We start from the raw sequence: 17,605 nt of genomic DNA on the forward strand, positions 1-17,605 counted from the left end.
AGGTGAACTGGAGGACATGAGCGTGGAACCAATCAGTCTCGATGTGCTTCTGGCCAGTGTCGGCAAGGAGGTCGGCGTTTCGCCCTGGCGGGTGGTCACGCAACGCATGATCGACCAGTTCGCCGACGCCACCGACGACCACCAGTTCATCCACTGCGACCCAGAGCGGGCCAAGCGCGAAACGCCGTTCGGCGGCACAATCGCGCATGGCTTCCTGTCGCTGTCGCTGTTGTCGGCGATGACGTTCGAGACCATGCCGCCGCTGGAAAACGGCAAGATGGGCGTCAATCACGGTTTCGATTCGCTGCGCTTCCTCGCCCCGGTGAAGACCGGCGCGCGCATCCGGACCCGTTTCGTGCTGGCCGACGTCAAGGTCAGGCCGTCGGGCTGGGTGCAGACGGCGCACGACGTGACCATCGAGATCGAAGGCTCCAAAAAACCGGCGCTCACCGCCCGTTGGCTGACGCTGACCTTGCTTGAACGCCAGCCCGAGACAGCATGAGCGACGCCAACGCGCTCGACCGGGCGACGCTCGCGCCTTACCTCGACGCGCATATCCCGGGTTTTTCCCGACTCGCGGCCATCGAAAAATTCAAATCCGGCCAATCCAACCCGACCTATCTCCTGACGGCGGCAAGCGGCCGTTACGTGCTGCGCGCCAAGCCGCCAGGCCAACTCCTGAAATCGGCTCACCAGGTAGACCGCGAATTCCGTGTGATGAAGGCGCTTTCCGGCACCGCCGTACCAGTGCCCGAAATGCTGCACCTGTCGACGGAGGATTCGCCCATCGGCCGCATGTTCTACGTCATGGATTTCCTCGACGGCCGCATCTTCTGGGATCCGGCACTGCCGGAGGCACACGGCAACGAGGAACGCGCCGCGATCTACGACGCCATGAACGCCACGCTCGCCGCCCTGCACGATGTCGATGTCGAGGGCGTAGGTCTTGGCGACTTCGGCCGCCCCGGCAATTACTTCGAGCGGCAGCTGGCGCGCTGGACCAGCCAGTACCGTGCCTCCGAAACCGCTACCATTGCCGACATGGACCGGCTGATCGCCTGGCTGGAAACCCGCCTGCCGGTCGATGACGGCCTGATATCGCTGGTGCATGGCGACTATCGGCTGGACAATCTGATCTTTGCGCCGGACCAGCCGAGGGTACTGGCGGTGCTCGACTGGGAATTGTCGACATCGGGCCACCCCTTCGCCGACATTGCCTATCAATGCATGCAATGGCGCCTGCCGCATGCCTCCGGCTTTCGCGGCCTTGGCGGCATCGATCGCTCGGCACTCGGCCTGCCCTTGGAAGAAGACTATGTCGCTGCCTATTGCCGGCGGCGCGGTCTCGCCGGCATCGGCAACTGGACGTTCTTCCTCGCCTTCTCCTTCTTCCGCCTGGCTGCAATCTGCCAGGGTGTCTACAAGCGGGCGCTGGACGGCAATGCTTCCAATCCGGAAAAAGCCAGGACCTATGGCGAGGCGGTGAAGCTGCTGTCGCACCTTGCCGCCGAGCTGATCGACAAGGAGGACTAAGCAATGGGCCGCTTTGATGGGGCCACCGTGCTGATCACGGGCGCGACCGGCGGCCTCGGCCGCGGCGCGGCCAAGGGCTTTGCCGCAGAAGGCGCCCGGCTGGTTCTCTCGGACCTGGATGAAACGGCCCTGATGAGTTTCGCCGAGACGCTCGATACCGAGACGGCGATTCTGGCCGGCAGCATTGCCGACGAGGCGCTGTCGGAAGCACTGGTGGCGCTGGCGGTGGAAAAACTTGGCCGCCTGGATGTCGCCGTCAACAATGCCGGCATCATTCAGAGTTTCGTGCGCCTGCCGCAGGTTCCATCGGACGAAGCCCGCCGGGTGCTCGAGGTCGACCTGCTCGGCGTCTTCTACGCCATGAAGCACCAGATCCCGCAAATGGAGCGGCAGCTCAAGGCCACCGGCAAGGGTGGCGCCATCGTCAACATTGCCTCGGCCGCCGGCCTTTCGGGTGCGCCGAACCTTTCGGTCTATGCAGCCGCCAAGCATGGCGTGGTCGGCCTGAGCCGCTCGGCGGCGGTCGAATGTGCAAGCAAGGGTCTGCGCATCATGCCATCTGCCCCGCCCACACCAGAACGGGGATGGTAGACAGTTTCGTGCGCGTCTCGGGGCGCCGGGGACGGAGGCATTGGCCGAGCTGACCCGTGGCATACCGATGAAGCGCGTGGCGGAAGTCGACGAAAACACCATGGCCATCTTGTTTGCCTCCGACCCGGCTAATTCCTTCATGACCGGTCATGCGTTGGCCATCGATGGCGCTGTCGGCGCGATCTGACCCCCACGATCCTGACTCCCGTGCCGCGTGGGAACTTCCCGTGCTCTTGTCCGTTTCCGTACAGCGTATATAATTTAGCCGCGCACCACCGACCCAGACACCACCGACCCAGACACCACCGAAAGGCATCAGACTTGCCGCCGAGCGTCCAGAAACGCCGCGAAAAACAAAAGGCCGAACTGCGCTCCGAGCTGGTCGAGGCCGCACACAAGCTCGTCCAGGAAGAAGGCTATGATGGGCTGACCATCCGCAAACTGGCCAAGCGGGTCGGCTACGCGCCGATGTCGGTCTATTCCTATTTCGCCGACAAGCAGGATATCCTTTTTGCACTGGCCGAAGATGCGTTCGAGACGCTGGCACGCCGCATCGAGGAGCACTCGTCAGACGATCCGATCGAAGCCTTGCGGGCGGTGATGACCGAATATGCCGCTTTCGGGCTCGGCAACCCCAATGAATATCGCACTGTCTTCATGACCGAGAAGACTAGGCCCCCGGAAGGCCGGAGTTTTCAAGAGATGCACGAGGCCAACCCGGCGATGAAGGCGCTGATCACCCGGGTCGAAGCCTGTGTCGCCGCCGGCAAACTGCAGGGCGACCCGCGTGCCATCGCCACCATGCTGTGGGCGGTGGGCCACGGCACGATCTCGCTGCTGATCACCTTCCCTTTCTATCCCTTCGGTGACCCGTATGCCTTCGTGAAGCGGATGTGCGATTTCCAAATGGCCGCACTTAGCACGCAGAACGTGCCGCCACTGACCGAGACACCGGTCAACGGCTGAACGACATCTCCTTCGTTTCCGTACTTTCTCGCAACCTTGCCCAGCCAGACCGGGGCCCAGCCAGACCGGGGGTAAATTCTTGGTTAGCAAAAAGTTGTCGTACGCGTACGATTGCGACTTGAACTTCGCGATCGGCGGTCGTATGTGTACGGAATATCGTACACGTACGACAGAATTCAGCCGTCGAAACGGAGACCTGACAATGAAAAAGACCCTCCTCACCCTCACCGCCATTGTGGCCCTTTCGGGCTCGGCCGTTGCCGCCAGCATCACCCACCCTGTCAAGCATGTGCCCGCCGCGACTTGCGTCGACACCAAGACCAATGTGAAGCTCGATTGCGCCTCGACTGGCTCGGTCGAGAAAAAGGGCGCCACTGAAAACACCGCTGAAGGCAAGGGCCCGCGGCTTGGCATCAGCATCAATCCGTGGATCGTGCCGAGCACGTTCTGATTTTCTTCGGCAAGTCGGTTCTGGCCGGCTGAGCCGGCCGGATGGTGATTTCAGCCGATCGGGACCGGCAGCTTGGTCGCTGAACTTTCGAACGCCGCGTCGATCAGCTTTTGCATGTCGGCGGCCCGCCGGAACGACGGATCGCCGTTCTGTCCCGTGTCCAGCGCATCGACAAAGCGCCGGGCGTTGTGCTTGACGGCAGGGGGCGTCAGCGTCCGCCAACGGTGCTGATCGACGTCGTCACCCAGGCAAGCGGACAGTTTCGACACCTTGCCGTCGGTCTCGACCTTGATCGCGCCCTTGGTACCGTGCAGGGCCAGCGACAAATCATTGCCGTGGCCTGTCGTGTAGCGGCTGGCCATGATCGTGGCCAGCGCGCCTGACCTGAGCCGCGCCGTTATCGCCAAGCTGTCATTGACGTCGAGCACATAGTCGCCGATGCGGTCGCCCTCCGCCTTCGGAAACGTCACCAGATCGGCACGTAGGCTGACGATATCCTCGGCCGCCCCATAGGTCGCGAAGTCGAGGATATGGATGCCGACATCGCCCAAAACACCTGTCGAACCGTGCCGGCCCGACAGGCGCCACAGCCATTTGTCGTCGACCCGCCAAGCGCCCCAAAACTTGCTGACCAGCCAGCTTTGCCGGTAGCTCGCCTCTACATGGCGCAACTCGCCGATCTCGCCGGCCTCCACCATGCGCCGCGCCTCCTGGATCACCGGAGTGTTGCGATAGGTCAGGTTCACCATGTTGACGAGCCCAGCCGCCTCGGCGGCATCGCTCATCGCAAGCGCATCGGCGTGGTTCGGCGCCAGCGGCTTTTCGCAGAACACATGTTTCCCGGCGGCCAGCAGGGCCAGCGTCGTCGCCTTGTGAACCTGGTCAGGCGTGGCGTTGATGGCGGCATCGAACTCGCCCCAAGCGATCGCCGCATCGAGGCTTTGAAAGAAAGTGCCTATTTTGTTGGCGGCTGCGAACGCCGCCGCGCGGCCCGGCAGGTGGTCGACGCAAGCGACGATGGCGCAGCCCGGGACCTGGCCGAACTCCTCGATATGATGCGCCGCGATCCAACCGGTGCCGAGCAAAAGCAGGCGGTGCATCAGCTCAGCCCCTTATCACCGTCCGCATGCAGACGCAGGCCTTTCTGCACGATCTTCTCCTTGGCCTTGTCCGTCGGCACGTTTGGCGCATTGGTGATGCCGGACCAGGCCGGGGCCGGATTCTGCGCCCAATGCACAGCGTTGCGCAGCACCTGCTGAACGCCTTTATTGTGATAGATCGGATAGGTCTCATGGCCCGGCGAGAAGTAGAAGATTTTTCCCGCCCCGCGCTGATAGGTCAGCCCCGATCGGAACACCTCGCCCCCTTCGTACCAGGAGATAAATACCGTCTCCAGCGGCTCCGGCACGGCGAACGGCTCACCATACATTTCCGTCTCGCCGATCTCCAGGCATTCGCCGATGCCTTGCGCGATCGGGTGGCCGCGGTTAATCGCCCAGACACGCTCGCGCTCGCCCGCCTCGCGCCATTTCAGCGAACAGGGCGTGCCCATCAGCCGCTTGAAGATCTTCGAGTAGTGGCCTGAATGGAGCACGATCAACCCCATCCCTTCCCAGACCCGCTTCTGCACGCGCTCGACGATCTCGTCCTTGACCTCGCCATGGGCGGCATGGCCCCACCATAAAAGCACGTCGGTGGCGGCCAGGCGCGTCTCGCTCAGGCCATGCTCGGGTTCCTGCAAGGTGGCGGTGGTCGCTTTGACACCCTTGTCCTGATTGAGTGCGGCGGCAATGGTGCCATGCATACCCAGCCGATAGAGGTCGCGTACGGCGGCATTGGTCTGTTCATGGACGTTTTCACCCCAGACAACGGCTCTAACAGGCATTGTTCCTCTCCAAAGCGCTTTGAATATCGCGTCCACGGACGTCTTGGGAAGAGGCCTTCAACCAAAAATTCTGAAATCAGGGCTTGCGGGCCTTGCGGCCGGGGACGATCTTGGCCTTGCCGGGTTTCGCCGGTGCACCCGGAATGGCGGAACTGGTAATCGATACAGGATCGCTGGCCGGGAACGTGTCCTCGAGGCCTTCCTCAAGTTCCTCCTCGGCGTCGGTCTCGTGATGCCGCTCGTGTTCGAGCGAACGGACCGCCGCGGTTTTCGGCGATTTCGGCGCGGACTTCGACGGCATCGGCATCTCTCCCTCGACTGTCGCCGCTCAACGGACGCGGGCGGCAAACGTTCCTGGGTCAGCCGGCGGCGTCGCGGGCTCCCTCGGACAGGAAAGTAAAGACATAATCGGAGAAGGAACGCCAGCACTCGACCCGGAAGGCCTCGTCGGCCGTGCGCAGCAGCACGATCTCGGCCTTGCCGAGAATGGTGCGCGAAGCGGCGCCCACCGGGAAGGCGTCGAGCGACAGGTCCTGCGGGCAGCCCGAATTGATCGCGGCTTCCGCCGCCGGACCGGAGACTGAAATCGCGATGTTGCGATGCGAGATACCGACCGACGAATGCAAGGCGGAAACTCCTGCGCAATCGGCGAGCGGATCCTTGCCGGCTTCGTCGATGACCAGCCATTCATCCGGGCCAAGCCACAGCGCCGTACGCCCCGCTTTGGACGCCGAGGTTTTCGGCTTCTTCGGCAAGGTCACACCGAGCGCCTTCGACAGAGCACCGACTGAAGCCTCCGGCGCGCGCAGCGAGATACGCTCGGCCGGCGGCAGCACCTCGACCTTGACACCCGTTGCGGAGACTGTGCGCCCGGCCAATGCCGGACGCCGCTCTGCCGAGGGTGAAGCCATCGTGGCCGTCTTTGGGGCAGCCTTAGCCATTGAGGCGACCTCCCGTCTCGTCGAAGAACACCATGCCGGTAACCTCCACTTCGATGATCCCGTCCGGCATCGGCACATAGAGCGTGTCGCCCATCCGGTCACGCGCGCCGGCGACCAGCCCCAGCGCGATGGAACGGCCGCAATTTTGCGACCAATAGCTCGAGGTGACATGGCCGATCATCTTAATCGGGATCGCCTGCTTGGGATCCTCGACGATCTGCGCGCCCTCTTCCAGCACCACCTTTGGGTCCTTGGTCTTCAGGCCGACCAGTTGCTTGCGGCCCTTGGCGACGAGATCAGGCCGCGTCAGGCCGCGAATGCCGACGAAATCGGCCTTCTTCTTGCCAACCGCCCAGTCGAGACCGGCGTCGTTTGGCGTCACCGTACCGTCGGTATCCTGGCCTACGATGATGTAGCCCTTCTCGGCGCGAAGCACGTGCATCGCCTCGGTGCCGTAGGCCGTAGCGCCATGCTTCTGGCCCTCGGCCCACAACGCTTCCCAGACCGCCTGGCCGTGGTCGGCCGGCACATTGACTTCGAAACCGCGCTCGCCGGTGAACGACATGCGGAACAGCCTCGTCGGCACGCCGCAGATCTTGCCCTCGCGCACCGACATGTGCGGCAGCGCCTCGTCGGACATATCGATGCCTTCGACCAGCGGCGCGATGATGTCGCGCGACTTCGGCCCCTGAACGGCAATGACCGCCCACTGCTCGGTGATCGAGGTCAGCCAGACATTAAGGTGCGGGAACTCGGTCTGGATATAATCTTCCATGTGGTTCATGACGCGCGGCGCGCCGCCTGTCGTCGTCGTCACATGGAAGCGGTCCGGCGCCAGCCTGCCGACGACGCCGTCATCATAGATGAAGCCGTCCTCGCGCAGCATGATGCCATAGCGGCAGCGGCCGGGCTCCAGCTTCTCCCACGGATTGGTGTAGAGCAGTTCCATGAACTTCGCCGCGTCGGGGCCGACCACTTCGATCTTGCCCAGCGTCGAGGCATCGAACAGGCCGGCCTGGTTGCGGACGGCGACGCATTCGCGGTCGACCGCCGCATGCATGTCCTCGCCTGCCTTGGGGAAGTACCAGGCGCGCTTCCACTGGCCGACATCCTCGAACACCGCGCCTTGCGCCTCGGCCCAGGGATGGATCGCGGTTCTGCGTGTCGGGTCGAACAGCGGCCCACGCGCGTGGCTGACGATCGCGCCGAAGGTGACAGGCGTGTAGGGCGCGCGGAACGTGGTCAGGCCGACTTCCGGGATCGGCTTGCCCAGCGTTTCGGCGGCAATCGCCAGTCCGTGCATGTTAGAGGTCTTGCCCTGGTCGGTCGCCATGCCGTTGGTGGTGAAGCGCTTGACATGCTCGATCGAGCGCATGCCTTCATGCACCGCCTGGCGGATGTCCTTGGCGGTCACGTCGTTCTGGAAATCGACGAAGGCTTTCACCGTCGTGTCCGGCCCGGCGCCAGGGCCAGCACCCAGCATGCCGCGCGACCAGCTTTCCGAGGCTTCGACCTTCGGCTTGGTACCCTTGGACACCTTGCCGCCTGTTTCTTTCGCCGCCTTGGCGCCCGCCGCATAGGCCTCGTCCACGGTCGCCGTCAGGCCGTCGCTGCCGTTGCAGGCGCCGACCGACACGCAGTCCTGCGCGTAGGTGCCGGGCACGAATCGCTTGGTCTCGTCGTTGAAGGCGACCTTGCCGCGCGATTGCGAGAACAGATGCACCGACGGCGTCCAGCCGGCGGACATCAGGATCGCATCGACGGGAATAGTGCGTTCGCCGCCGCCATTCTTCGGCTGCACCGTCATCGACGACACGCGTAGCTTGCCGCCCGCGCGGATCACGCCACGGCCGAAATTGATCTCGATGCCGAGGGCCCTGGCCTCATCGATCACCGTGCCGGTCGGGTTGTCACGCAAATCGACGATCGCCGCCACGTTGATGCCGGCCTTCTTCAGGTCGATCGCGGCGCCGTAAGCCGAATCATTGGCGGTGTAGACGCCGACATTCCGGCCGACCGCGACACCATAGTGGTTGAGGAAGGTGCGTGCCGCTCCCGCCAGCATGATGCCGGGCCGGTCATTGTTGGCAAACACCATGTGGCGTTCGATGGCGCCGGAGGCCAGCACCACGCGCTTGGCGCGGACCTGCCAGAGCCGTTCGCGCGGCAGATCATGGCCGGGGGCCTTCAGGTGATCGCTGACGCGCTCGACCAGACCGACGAAATTCTGCGCGTAATAGCCGAACGCCGTGGTGCGCGGCAGCACCCGGACATTGTCCATCGCGCTCAGTCTGGCGATCGCCGCTTGTGCCCAGGCAAAGCCGTCCTGGCCGTCGATCTTCGCACCAGATTCGAAGCGCAGGCTGCCGCCGAACTCGGCCTGCTCGTCGGCCAGGATGACGCGCACGCCGGTCTCCGCCGCGGCAAGGGCCGCCGCGATGCCGGCCGCGCCGCCGCCCAGCACCAGCACGTCGCAATGCGCGTAGCGCGAGGAATAATGGTCGGGATCCGGCCGGTCCGGCGAAACGCCGAGGCCTGCGGCTTCGCGGATCTTAGGCTCGTAAAGGCTCTTCCAAGCCGCCTTCGGCCACATGAAGGTCTTATAATAGAAGCCGGCCGAAAATAGCGGCGACGCCAGGTCGTTGACGGCGCTGACATCGAAGGACAGCGACGGCCAGCGGTTCTGCGAATTGGCGGCGAGCCCGTCATAGAGTTCCTGCACGGTGGCGCGCACGTTCGGCGTCTTGCGCGCGTCATCGCGCACGATCTGCACCAGCGCGTTGGGCTCTTCCGCGCCGGCCGACAGGATGCCGCGCGGGCGGTGGTACTTGAACGAGCGACCGACCAGATGCACGCCATTGGCGAGCAGCGCCGAGGCCAGCGTGTCGCCCTCTATACCGGCATAGGACCGTCCGTCGAAGCTGAACCGCGCGGTCTTGGCCTGGCTGAGGCGTCCGGCGCCGGGAATGCGCAACGCGCCGCTCATTTCGCTACTCCGGGCAGCTTGGAGGGTTTCGGTTCGCCGGCCTTGTAGGTCATGACGAACTTGTCGGTGACGGTGTCGCGCACCGCGTTGAAGAAGCGCGCGCAGCCATGCATGTGGCGCCAGCGCTCATAGATGATGCCCTTGGGGTTCGAGCGGATGAAGAAGAACTTCTCGAAGTCGTCGTCGCTCTCGCCCGCCATATTGGCCGAGCGGGCGATGTGCGCCTCGCCGGCGTTGCGGAATTCGAGTTCCGGGCGCTCTTCCTCGCAATAGGGGCAGCGGATGAGAAGCATCGTGTTTGTTCCTACAATTCGCCGTGGCCGACGCGCGCGCCGGCCGGTTGATCGCAAAGCTTCTGGCCCATGGTCATGAAGGGAGCGACGAGCCGCAGCCGCTCCTCGACGCTCGTCGCCGCGCTGAAGAGATCGCGGTTGGCAATGTTGCCGAGCGTCAGTTGCATCGGATCTGTCGTAACGATGACGCCACGCGGCTGGAAATCCTCGTCTTCATCCAGCCCATGCGGCCTGCCTTCGAAGAACATCACCACTTTCTGGCCGACACTCCAGACGCAGGCGAGCATTCCCTCGTCGACCGAAAACGGCCAGCCGGTCTCGTTTCCCGCACGGCTGATCGGCTGCAGCCGCACTTCCTGCGCCGTCGGAACATGGAACATGCCCTGTTCCCCCGCCAGTATCAGCGGCACCGCGACTGCCACCTCGGCCATCATCATCAGTGCGCCACCGCCGCCGCCGCCGCCTCGTCGATGAGGCGGCCGGTGCGGAAGCGCTCGATGGTGAAGGGCGCGTTGATCGGGTGCGGATCATCCTTGGCAATGGTGTGGGCAAAGACATGCCCGGACCCCGGCGTCGCCTTGAAGCCGCCCGTGCCCCAGCCGCAATTGACGTAGAGGCCGGGCACCGGCGTCTTGGCCAGGATCGGCGAGCGGTCGGGCGTGACGTCGACGATGCCGCCCCACGAGCGCAGCATCTTCATGCGCGTGAAGATCGGGAACATTTCGCAGATGGCGTCGAGTGTATGCTGAAGAATGTGCAGCCCACCGGTCTGCGAATAGGAGACATACTGGTCGGTGCCGGCGCCGATCACCAGTTCGCCCTTGTCGGACTGCGAGATGTAGGCGTGCACCGTGTTCGACATCACAACGCAGGGCACGACCGGCTTGATCGGCTCCGACACCAGCGCCTGGAGCGGATAGCTTTCCAGCGGCATGCGCACGCCGGCCATATTCATGATGACGGAGGAGTGGCCGGCGGCGACGACGCCAACCTTCTTGGCGCCGATGAAGCCACGCGTCGTGTCGACGCCCGTCACCGTGCCATTGGCAGCCCGCTTGACGCCCGTCACCTCGCAATTCTGGATGATGTGCACGCCGCGCGCCGAGGCGCCGCGCGCATAGCCCCAGGCGACCGCGTCATGGCGCGCCGTGCCGCCGCGACGCTGCAAGGCAGCCCCGACGACCGGATAGCGTGCGTCCTTGGAGGTGTTGAGCGGCGGGCAGAATTCTTTCGCCTGCTCGGGTGTCAGCCATTCATTGTCGATGCCGTTGAGGCGGTTGGCGTGCACGTGGCGCTTCAGCACCTGGATGTCGTGCACATTGTGGGCCAGCATCATGACGCCGCGCGCCGAATACATGACGTTGTAATTGAGCTCCTGAGAGAGCCCGTCCCACAGCTTCAGCGCATGGTCGTAAATCCCGGCGCTCTCGTCATAGAGATAGTTGGAACGGATGATGGTGGTGTTGCGGCCGGTGTTGCCGCCGCCCAGCCAGCCCTTTTCCAGCACCGCGACATTGGTGATGCCGTGCACGGTCGCGAGATAGTAGGCGGTGGCCAGCCCATGGCCGCCGGCGCCGACGATGATGACGTCGTATTCCTTCTTCGGCTCCGGCGAGGACCATTGTTCCTCCCAGCCCTTGTGGCCGCGCATGGCCTCGCGGGCGATGGCGAATACCGAATATTTCTTCACGTTCCAGCCTCGCAAATGGCAGCCGGGCGTTCATCATCAAGCCCCGGCGCGCGAGGTGTATCACTAGCGAAACAGCGCTGCCACCCTTGCGCTGTTTGCGACGGCGCTTGCCGTTTTGCGCCGCGCTGAAAAAGAGCTATCCGGCCTGGCCCCCATGATTGCCTTCAGTCACACTTCTCGGCGCTGGGATTCGGAGGATGATGATGGGCAACGCCTGGTGGAACCTCACATTGCGCTTCCTGCTGGAGCTTGCCGCCTTGCTTGGCCTTGCCATGGCAGGCTGGAGTCTTTCGGACGGAGCGTGGCGTTGGGTCCTCGCCGTTGCCTTGCCGCTCGCCGCAGCCGGGGCATGGGGTACCTTCGCGGTCCTCAACGATCCAAGCCGGTCTGGCCGGGCACCGGTGCCTGTGCCGGGCGCTGTCAGGCTGGCGCTGGAATTCGTCGTCCTGTCCGGCGGCGCGGCGGGTTTCCATCTGGCAGGCCATACCATTCCGGCCATCATCATGGCCCTGCTGATCGTCATCAGCTACGCGTTCTCGCTGGATCGTCTGGCATGGCTGCTGCGGCAGTAGTGGCGCGAATCTCCGCGGCTTTCGGGTGGCTGCTGTCCTGCCGATTTGCGACCAAGCATCCGATCGCCGGCGAAGCTGGCGCGAAGGACAAGGATGCCAAACATGCTCGCACTCGCCAACAAGATCGCCATCGTTACCGGCGCCAGTTCCGGCATCGGCCGCGCCGCCGCCAAACTGTTCGCCGAGGAAGGCGCCAGGCTCATCATTTCCGCTCGCCGCCAAACGGAGCTTGATGCACTGGCAGTCGAAATCCAGGACGCCGGCGGCACGGCCGTCGCTCTCGCGGGAGATGTCACCGACGAGACTTATGCGAAAGCCCTCGTCGAGTTGGCGGTGGGCAGCTTCGGTGGGCTCGACATCGCGTTGAACAATGCCGGCTCCGTCGGACTGATGGGGCCAGTCCCCGACATGCCGGCACAGACATGGCACGGGACGATGGACACCAACCTGACCAGCGCCTTTCTCGGCGCGAAGTATCAGATACCGGCCATGCTGGAGCGCGGCGGCGGCTCGCTGATCTTCACATCGAGCTTTGTCGGTTACACCGCAGGCATGCCGGGCATGGCCGCCTACGCCGCCGCCAAGGCAGGCCTGATCGGTTTGACGCAGGTGTTGGCCGCCGAATACGGACCGAAGGGACTGCGCGTCAACGCGCTGCTGCCGGGTGGCACCGACACACCCGGCGCGACGACGACAACACCCGAGGCCCGCGCCTTCGTCGAGGGCCTCCATGCCCTGAAACGCATGGCGCAGCCGCAAGAGATCGCCCGCTCGGCGCTTTACCTTGCCTCTGACGCCTCGAGCTTCACCACGGGTACCGCGCTGTTTGCCGATGGCGGCGTGTCGATCAACCGGACGTGAGGGATTTTTGCGGTGAACGGGCCTGTTCGTCGTTGTGACGCAGGCGGCCGCTCTTGCTTTTTCGGCCCGATTTGGCGATTCCGTTTGCTGTCGAACGGGTCTTCTTGCCAAGACGGGTTGTGAAACCATGATGCTGGTCCGAACCTATGTTGCCCAGAGCGCGATCGAAGGCGTGGGCATGTTCGCCGCCGAACCGATCCGGAAAGGCGCCTCGATCTGGCGCCTGGATCCGGATTTCGACCGGCTGATCCCGGTGGACACGTACGAGACGGCACCCCAGCCCCTGAAGGAATTACTCGACCGCTACGCCTATCCGAGCCCGGATAAGCCCGGTTTCATGGTCTACGAGGTCGACAATGGCCGTTTCATGAACCATTCGGCGACCCCGAACACCGACTTTTCGCAATATGGAGGGGCGACCGCGACCCGGGATATCGCCGTCGGCGAGGAGATCACCTGCGACTACGGTGAGTTCTTCGAGGATTTCGAGCGGCTGCACCTGGCGACGGCGTAACGGGCACACTATCTCCAGCCGACGTGGCAATTTGGCCGTCGTCTCTCATTTCGACTGTGGACAGCGAGGCTTGATTCTGCTATCAGCCGCCACAATTCGTGGTGTCGAGCGCCGCGGAGGCTTGCGGCTATGGCTGCTTGCCTGTTGATATCAAACCCGAAAGACAGGATTGCCCGTGCAGGTACTCGTCCGCGACAATAACGTTGATCAGGCGCTTCGCGCGCTCAAGAAGAAGATGCAGCGCGAAGGCATTTTCCGCGAAATGAAGATGCGCGGCCACTACGAGAAGCCTTCCGAGAAGCGCGCCCGTGAAAAGGCCGAAGCCGTTCGCCGCGCCCGCAAGCTGGCCCGCAAGCGCGCACAGCGCGAAGGCCTGCTGCCGATGACCCCGCGTCCGGTTGCTGCTGGCGGTGCCGCCGGTGCAGCGCGTCCGCCGCGCTGATTATCGCCAATATTTCGTCCTTTTCGAAGGATACCTGGGTGGCGCGATGCGGAATCGCCGCCACCCTTTTATTTTGAATGTGACCCGGCCCGGAGGGGGGAACCGGACCTGAACGACGGCGCAAGTGAGGACAGGGCAGACATGAACGCAACGAGCGTGGAGCGCGGGACCGCATTGCGTGGTTTCGCCCTGACAGCGGCCCTGCTTTCCGGACTGGTGCTTGCCGGCTGCCAGACATCGGGCCCGGCCGGTGAATTCAACAACATCGACAAGGCGCAAGGGTCGACCGAGAACATCTCCTCGCTGTCGGCGGTCATCCAGCGCAATCCCCAGGATCCGGAAGGTTATAATGTCCGCGGCTCGGCCTATGGCCGCGGCGGCCAGTACCAGGCGGCGCTCAAGGATTTCAACCAGGCCATCCAGCTCAATCCGAATTTCTACCAGGCCTATTCGAACCGGGCCCTTATCCAGCGCTTCCTCGGCAACCAGGAAGCCGCCCTTGCCGACTACAACCGCTCGATCCAGATTAACGGCAATTACGATGCCGCCTATATCGGCCGCGGCAATCTCTATCGCAAGGCGGGTCGCACCCAGGATGCCTTCACCGACTTCCAGAAGGCGATCCAACTCGATACGACGGATGCCCGCGCCTACCACAATCGCGGCCTGATCTATCAGAGCCAGGGCCAGCACAAATTCGCCATCGAGGATTTCTCGACCGCCATCTCGCTGGCTCCCGACGCCGCCGAACCCTACAACGGCCGTGGCCTCTCGTATCTGGCGACCGGTGACGAGGACAACGCCTTCTCCGATTTCAACATGGCCATCAAGCTCGACGGCCAGAACGCCGAGGCCTGGGCCAACCAGGCGCTGATCTATGAACGGCGCGGTGACAAGGCAAAGGCGGCGAAGGCCTATCACGAAGCCGTGCGCCTCAACCCCAGCTACCAGCCTGCCAAGGATGGCCTCGCTCGCGTCAGCTGACGTCGGCTTCATCAGGCCCGCGCCAGGCGCCCACTGCATCCTGCGTGTCCGAAAGGGCACGCGGCGTTGAAGATCGCCGCAATCCGGCAACCCTGTGTTAACCCCCGCGACAAGCCGTTAACCCTCGCCTTGTTCGCGCCAAGTTTTCGGCGGAACGGTCGCGGCGCTCGAGACGTTACTGAAGACTGACTGCGAAAGGACCCCCCATGATCAAGAAACTCGTCTGCGCCGCCGCCCTTGCAACGACCATGTTCGCTGCCGCTCCGGCCAGCGCCGGCAGGTTGCAACTCGGCACGCTCGACTGCACCATCGATGGCGGCACCGGCTATCTCGTGACGTCCAACAAGGGCGTGTCTTGTGTGTTCCGGCCCTATCATCACGGGCCGTCTGAAATTTACACCGGCGTCATCTCGAAGCTCGGCGTCGATCTCGGCAAGACGCACCAGGGCCAGTTGGTCTGGGCGGTGTTTGCCGCGACCCGCGACCGTGACGCGGGCGACCTTGCCGGCAGCTACTACGGCGTCAACGCCGAGGCGAGCGTCGTCACCGGTGGCGGCGCCAACCTGCTGGTCGGCGGCTTCGACAGCGCCTTCATGCTGGAGCCGCTCAGCGTCCAGGCCCAGACCGGCGTCAACCTGGCGGTCGCCGTCACCTCGCTGGAGCTGATCCACTCGCTCAAGTGATTGCATGGAGCCACGCGCTCGACGCCCCTCACCCTGCGGCGCGGAACCAGATAGTATGGTTCCGCGCCGTTTGATTTCGAGGGGACCCTCATGCTCAGGACAGCCATCGCCGCTGCCGCGACCACGATCGTGCTTGCGGGAGCCGCACGAGCGCAGGACCAGGGCATCGAACTCGGCGCCCTTGAATGCGCTGTATCGGGCGGCACCGGCTTCATCTTCGGCTCGAGCAAGGATTTGAGCTGCACCTTCACCCCGGCCGACAGGACCTTCGCGCCGGAAGCCTATTTCGGCGCCGTCAACAAGTACGGTCTCGACATCGGCACGACCAAGCAGACGGTGATGCGCTGGCTGGTGCTGACGCCGCTGAAGAACATCTATGCGCCGGGTGCATTGGCGGGTGACTATATCGGCGCCAGCGCCGAAGTTACCGCCGCCGTTGGCGCCGGCGCCAATCTCCTGGTCGGCGGCTCCTCGCGGGCCTTCGCCCTGCAGCCGCTCAGCCTGCAGACGCAGACCGGCATCAATCTCGCCATCGGCGTCAGCCAATTCCAGTTGCGCAGCACCGAGAATTGATCGCAAGCGGTCCGGCCAGGACGACGCTGGCCCAAACATATTTCGAGAAAATCGCTTGAGCTCAACCGGGGTTGAGGTTCTACAAACCCGCCCCGAGCAAGGCCGCGTCTCGAGGCAGCGGGCATGGTCCTGCCGTAAGCCTCGTGCTGGCTTCTGGTGCCATGCGGCTGCATCGAGATATGCAAGGCAGGGATGGACATGACTGAAATCACCAGCAACAAGGTCGATTGGCGCGCATTGTGGGCAAGCGGCGACCTCGCCCGCTTCTGCTTCATCAGCCTCGGCATCCTGCTGCACGCCACCAATGAGACGATGGTGGCGACGGTCATGCCGGCCATGGTCGGCGAACTGGCCGGCGTACAGCTCGTCGGCTGGTCCCTGGCGATCTACGAACTCGGCGCCATCGTCGCCGGGGCCGCAGCCGGACGCCTGGTGAGTTATATCCCGCTGCGCACCAACATGGTGGTCGCGGCCTTGCTTTATGCCGCCGGGGCGCTGATCTGCGCCACCTCGCCCTCGATGCAATTGTTCCTTGCCGGCCGCTTGATCGAGGGCCTCGGCGGCGGCGCGCTGGTGTCGCTGGCCTTCGTCTCGGTCGAGCGGCTGTTTTCGCGTGCCATCTGGCCACAGCTTTTCGGTATCATGTCGGCTATCTGGGGCGTCGCTGCCTTCAGTGGCCCTTTGCTCGGCGCTGTTATGACCGAACTGCTGTCTTGGCGCTGGGCCTTCGGCGTCTTCACACTCGGCGGCGCCGCCATGGCGCTGGCAAGCTTCCTCGTACTCAACACCCCGGAGGCGAAGAGACCCAGCATGAGTGCCGGCAAGGCGCCGCCATTCCCTTTCATGGCGCTTGGCTGTCTTGCCGTCGCCGTGGTGCTGATCGCCTCCGCCGGCGTCGACATCGCCCTGTTGCGGTCCTCGTTGCTGATCGTGCTGGGCCTGACAAGCCTCGCGCTGTTTTTCTACGTCGACGGGCTGAAGCCGCGCTCCAGGCTGTTCCCGGCGCGGCTGTTCTCCTGGCGCACGCCGGTCGGCGCCGGCATGACCATGGTCGCTGCCTTTTCCATCGCGACCTGCTCCTTCGGCGTCTACGGGCCGCTGCTGCTGACCAGCCTGCACGACATTCCGCTGCTGACCACCGGCTACATCATCGCCGCCGAATCGATCGCCTGGTCGATCCTGTCGATCCTCGTCGCCAACGCTCCGCCGCGGCGCGAACGGCTGATCATCGTCTGCGGCGCACTGATGATCGCGGCGGGCATCGCCGGCTTCGCCTACACCATACCGCTGGGCTCGATCCCGCTGATCCTGGTCTGCGCCCTGCTGCAGGGCGGCGGCTTCGGCATTGCCTGGCCATTCCTGACCCGCGTCATCGTCGCCTCCGCACCCGACGAGGAGCAGACCATCGCCTCGGCGGCGGTGCCGACCATGCAGCGCATCGGCTATGCCGTGGGCGCCGCCCTTGCCGGCATCGTCGCCAATGCCAGCGGCTTTTCGCAAGGCCTGAATCATGACGCGGCGGCCAATGTCGCGAGCTGGCTGTTCCTAGCCTTCGTGCCGCTCGGCATTCTGGGTTGTCTCGCCGCCTTGCGGACATCGGCGGCGGCAAATCGGCCTCTGCAGGCCATCGGCTGACGCAG

22 protein-coding genes are annotated in these 17,605 nt (G+C 64.2%); 14 read left to right on the top strand and 8 right to left on the bottom strand.

The features are described 5' to 3' along the window. Positions 1–16 precede the first annotated feature (16 nt). The 6 genes from ACVWWD_RS02830 to ACVWWD_RS02855 all read left to right on the top strand — a co-directional run bounded on the left by ACVWWD_RS02830 (position 17) and on the right by ACVWWD_RS02855 (position 3,541). Positions 17–502, top strand: coding sequence for a MaoC family dehydratase (locus tag ACVWWD_RS02830; RefSeq protein ID WP_023770549.1), 486 nt, complete (start codon positions 17–19; stop codon positions 500–502). After that, positions 499–1,533 carry a phosphotransferase gene (locus ACVWWD_RS02835; protein WP_352546738.1) on the top strand — a complete coding sequence of 345 codons (1,035 nt, stop codon included), beginning with the start codon at positions 499–501 and terminating at the stop codon, positions 1,531–1,533. The genes ACVWWD_RS02830 and ACVWWD_RS02835 overlap by 4 nt, the downstream gene beginning before the upstream one ends. A gap of 3 nt (positions 1,534–1,536) precedes the next feature. Then, positions 1,537–2,124 carry an SDR family NAD(P)-dependent oxidoreductase gene (locus tag ACVWWD_RS02840; protein ID WP_352546737.1) on the top strand — a complete coding sequence of 196 codons (588 nt, stop codon included), beginning with the start codon at positions 1,537–1,539 and terminating at the stop codon, positions 2,122–2,124. Between the two features lie 40 nt (positions 2,125–2,164). Continuing rightward, a complete protein-coding gene (locus ACVWWD_RS02845) occupies positions 2,165–2,311 on the top strand; it encodes a hypothetical protein (protein WP_352546736.1) in 147 nt (48 codons plus the stop codon). Positions 2,312–2,445: 134 nt separating this feature from the next. Further along, on the top strand, positions 2,446–3,090 hold the full coding sequence (locus tag ACVWWD_RS02850; RefSeq protein WP_352546735.1) for a TetR/AcrR family transcriptional regulator: 645 nt from the start codon (positions 2,446–2,448) through the stop codon (positions 3,088–3,090). 202 nt (positions 3,091–3,292) lie between these two features. Then, the gene (locus ACVWWD_RS02855; RefSeq protein ID WP_352546734.1) at positions 3,293–3,541 is read left to right on the top strand and encodes a DUF680 domain-containing protein; all 249 of its coding nucleotides are present in this window, start codon (positions 3,293–3,295) and stop codon (positions 3,539–3,541) included. 50 nt (positions 3,542–3,591) lie between these two features. On the opposite strand, the gene ACVWWD_RS02860 is transcribed toward ACVWWD_RS02855, so the two are convergent. The 8 genes from ACVWWD_RS02860 to ACVWWD_RS02895 all read right to left on the bottom strand — a co-directional run bounded on the left by ACVWWD_RS02860 (position 3,592) and on the right by ACVWWD_RS02895 (position 11,336). Beyond that, positions 3,592–4,641: a Gfo/Idh/MocA family protein gene (locus ACVWWD_RS02860; RefSeq protein ID WP_352546733.1), complete on the bottom strand. Its 1,050-nt coding sequence runs from the start codon at positions 4,639–4,641 to the stop codon at positions 3,592–3,594. Then, entirely contained in the window at positions 4,641–5,426 is a 786-nt protein-coding gene (locus ACVWWD_RS02865) for a ThuA domain-containing protein (RefSeq protein ID WP_352546732.1), read from the bottom strand. Before ACVWWD_RS02865 ends, ACVWWD_RS02860 begins: the two co-directional genes overlap by 1 nt. A 76-nt stretch (positions 5,427–5,502) precedes the next feature. Continuing rightward, positions 5,503–5,727, bottom strand: a complete 225-nt coding sequence (locus ACVWWD_RS02870; RefSeq protein WP_023770555.1) for a hypothetical protein — start codon at positions 5,725–5,727, stop codon at positions 5,503–5,505. A gap of 58 nt (positions 5,728–5,785) precedes the next feature. Then, positions 5,786–6,367 carry a sarcosine oxidase subunit gamma gene (locus ACVWWD_RS02875; RefSeq protein ID WP_352546731.1) on the bottom strand — a complete coding sequence of 194 codons (582 nt, stop codon included), beginning with the start codon at positions 6,365–6,367 and terminating at the stop codon, positions 5,786–5,788. Beyond that, entirely contained in the window at positions 6,360–9,353 is a 2,994-nt protein-coding gene (locus ACVWWD_RS02880) for a sarcosine oxidase subunit alpha (RefSeq protein WP_457102896.1), read from the bottom strand. Before ACVWWD_RS02880 ends, ACVWWD_RS02875 begins: the two co-directional genes overlap by 8 nt. Continuing rightward, complete coding sequence (locus ACVWWD_RS02885; RefSeq protein ID WP_023770558.1) at positions 9,350–9,646, bottom strand: sarcosine oxidase subunit delta; 297 nt, start codon at positions 9,644–9,646, stop codon at positions 9,350–9,352. Before ACVWWD_RS02885 ends, ACVWWD_RS02880 begins: the two co-directional genes overlap by 4 nt. Before the next feature lie 11 nt (positions 9,647–9,657). Next, positions 9,658–10,080, bottom strand: coding sequence for a hypothetical protein (locus ACVWWD_RS02890; RefSeq protein ID WP_023770559.1), 423 nt, complete (start codon positions 10,078–10,080; stop codon positions 9,658–9,660). 2 nt (positions 10,081–10,082) lie between these two features. Beyond that, the gene (locus ACVWWD_RS02895; RefSeq protein WP_023770560.1) at positions 10,083–11,336 is read right to left on the bottom strand and encodes a sarcosine oxidase subunit beta; all 1,254 of its coding nucleotides are present in this window, start codon (positions 11,334–11,336) and stop codon (positions 10,083–10,085) included. Positions 11,337–11,533: 197 nt separating this feature from the next. Between ACVWWD_RS02895 and ACVWWD_RS02900 the strand changes: the two genes are divergently transcribed. The 8 genes from ACVWWD_RS02900 (at position 11,534) to ACVWWD_RS02935 (ending at position 17,600) form a co-directional block, all read left to right on the top strand. Continuing rightward, positions 11,534–11,908 carry a DUF2568 domain-containing protein gene (locus ACVWWD_RS02900; protein ID WP_245273800.1) on the top strand — a complete coding sequence of 125 codons (375 nt, stop codon included), beginning with the start codon at positions 11,534–11,536 and terminating at the stop codon, positions 11,906–11,908. A gap of 102 nt (positions 11,909–12,010) precedes the next feature. After that, positions 12,011–12,769: an SDR family oxidoreductase gene (locus ACVWWD_RS02905; protein WP_352546729.1), complete on the top strand. Its 759-nt coding sequence runs from the start codon at positions 12,011–12,013 to the stop codon at positions 12,767–12,769. 127 nt (positions 12,770–12,896) lie between these two features. Beyond that, positions 12,897–13,283, top strand: coding sequence for an SET domain-containing protein (locus ACVWWD_RS02910; RefSeq protein WP_023770562.1), 387 nt, complete (start codon positions 12,897–12,899; stop codon positions 13,281–13,283). A gap of 175 nt (positions 13,284–13,458) precedes the next feature. Beyond that, complete coding sequence (gene rpsU / locus ACVWWD_RS02915; protein ID WP_010911429.1) at positions 13,459–13,725, top strand: 30S ribosomal protein S21; 267 nt, start codon at positions 13,459–13,461, stop codon at positions 13,723–13,725. A gap of 141 nt (positions 13,726–13,866) precedes the next feature. Then, positions 13,867–14,709 (top strand): tetratricopeptide repeat protein, encoded by an 843-nt coding sequence (locus ACVWWD_RS02920; RefSeq protein ID WP_023770563.1) that lies wholly within the window; start codon positions 13,867–13,869, stop codon positions 14,707–14,709. 206 nt (positions 14,710–14,915) lie between these two features. After that, positions 14,916–15,392 (top strand): DUF992 domain-containing protein, encoded by a 477-nt coding sequence (locus tag ACVWWD_RS02925; protein ID WP_023770564.1) that lies wholly within the window; start codon positions 14,916–14,918, stop codon positions 15,390–15,392. A 90-nt stretch (positions 15,393–15,482) separates the two neighbouring features. Beyond that, positions 15,483–15,965, top strand: a complete 483-nt coding sequence (locus ACVWWD_RS02930) for a DUF992 domain-containing protein (RefSeq protein ID WP_352546728.1) — start codon at positions 15,483–15,485, stop codon at positions 15,963–15,965. Between the two features lie 198 nt (positions 15,966–16,163). After that, positions 16,164–17,600, top strand: coding sequence for an MFS transporter (locus ACVWWD_RS02935; protein WP_352546727.1), 1,437 nt, complete (start codon positions 16,164–16,166; stop codon positions 17,598–17,600). Positions 17,601–17,605 lie beyond the last annotated feature (5 nt).

This window comes from Mesorhizobium sp. URHB0026, assembly GCF_054059755.1.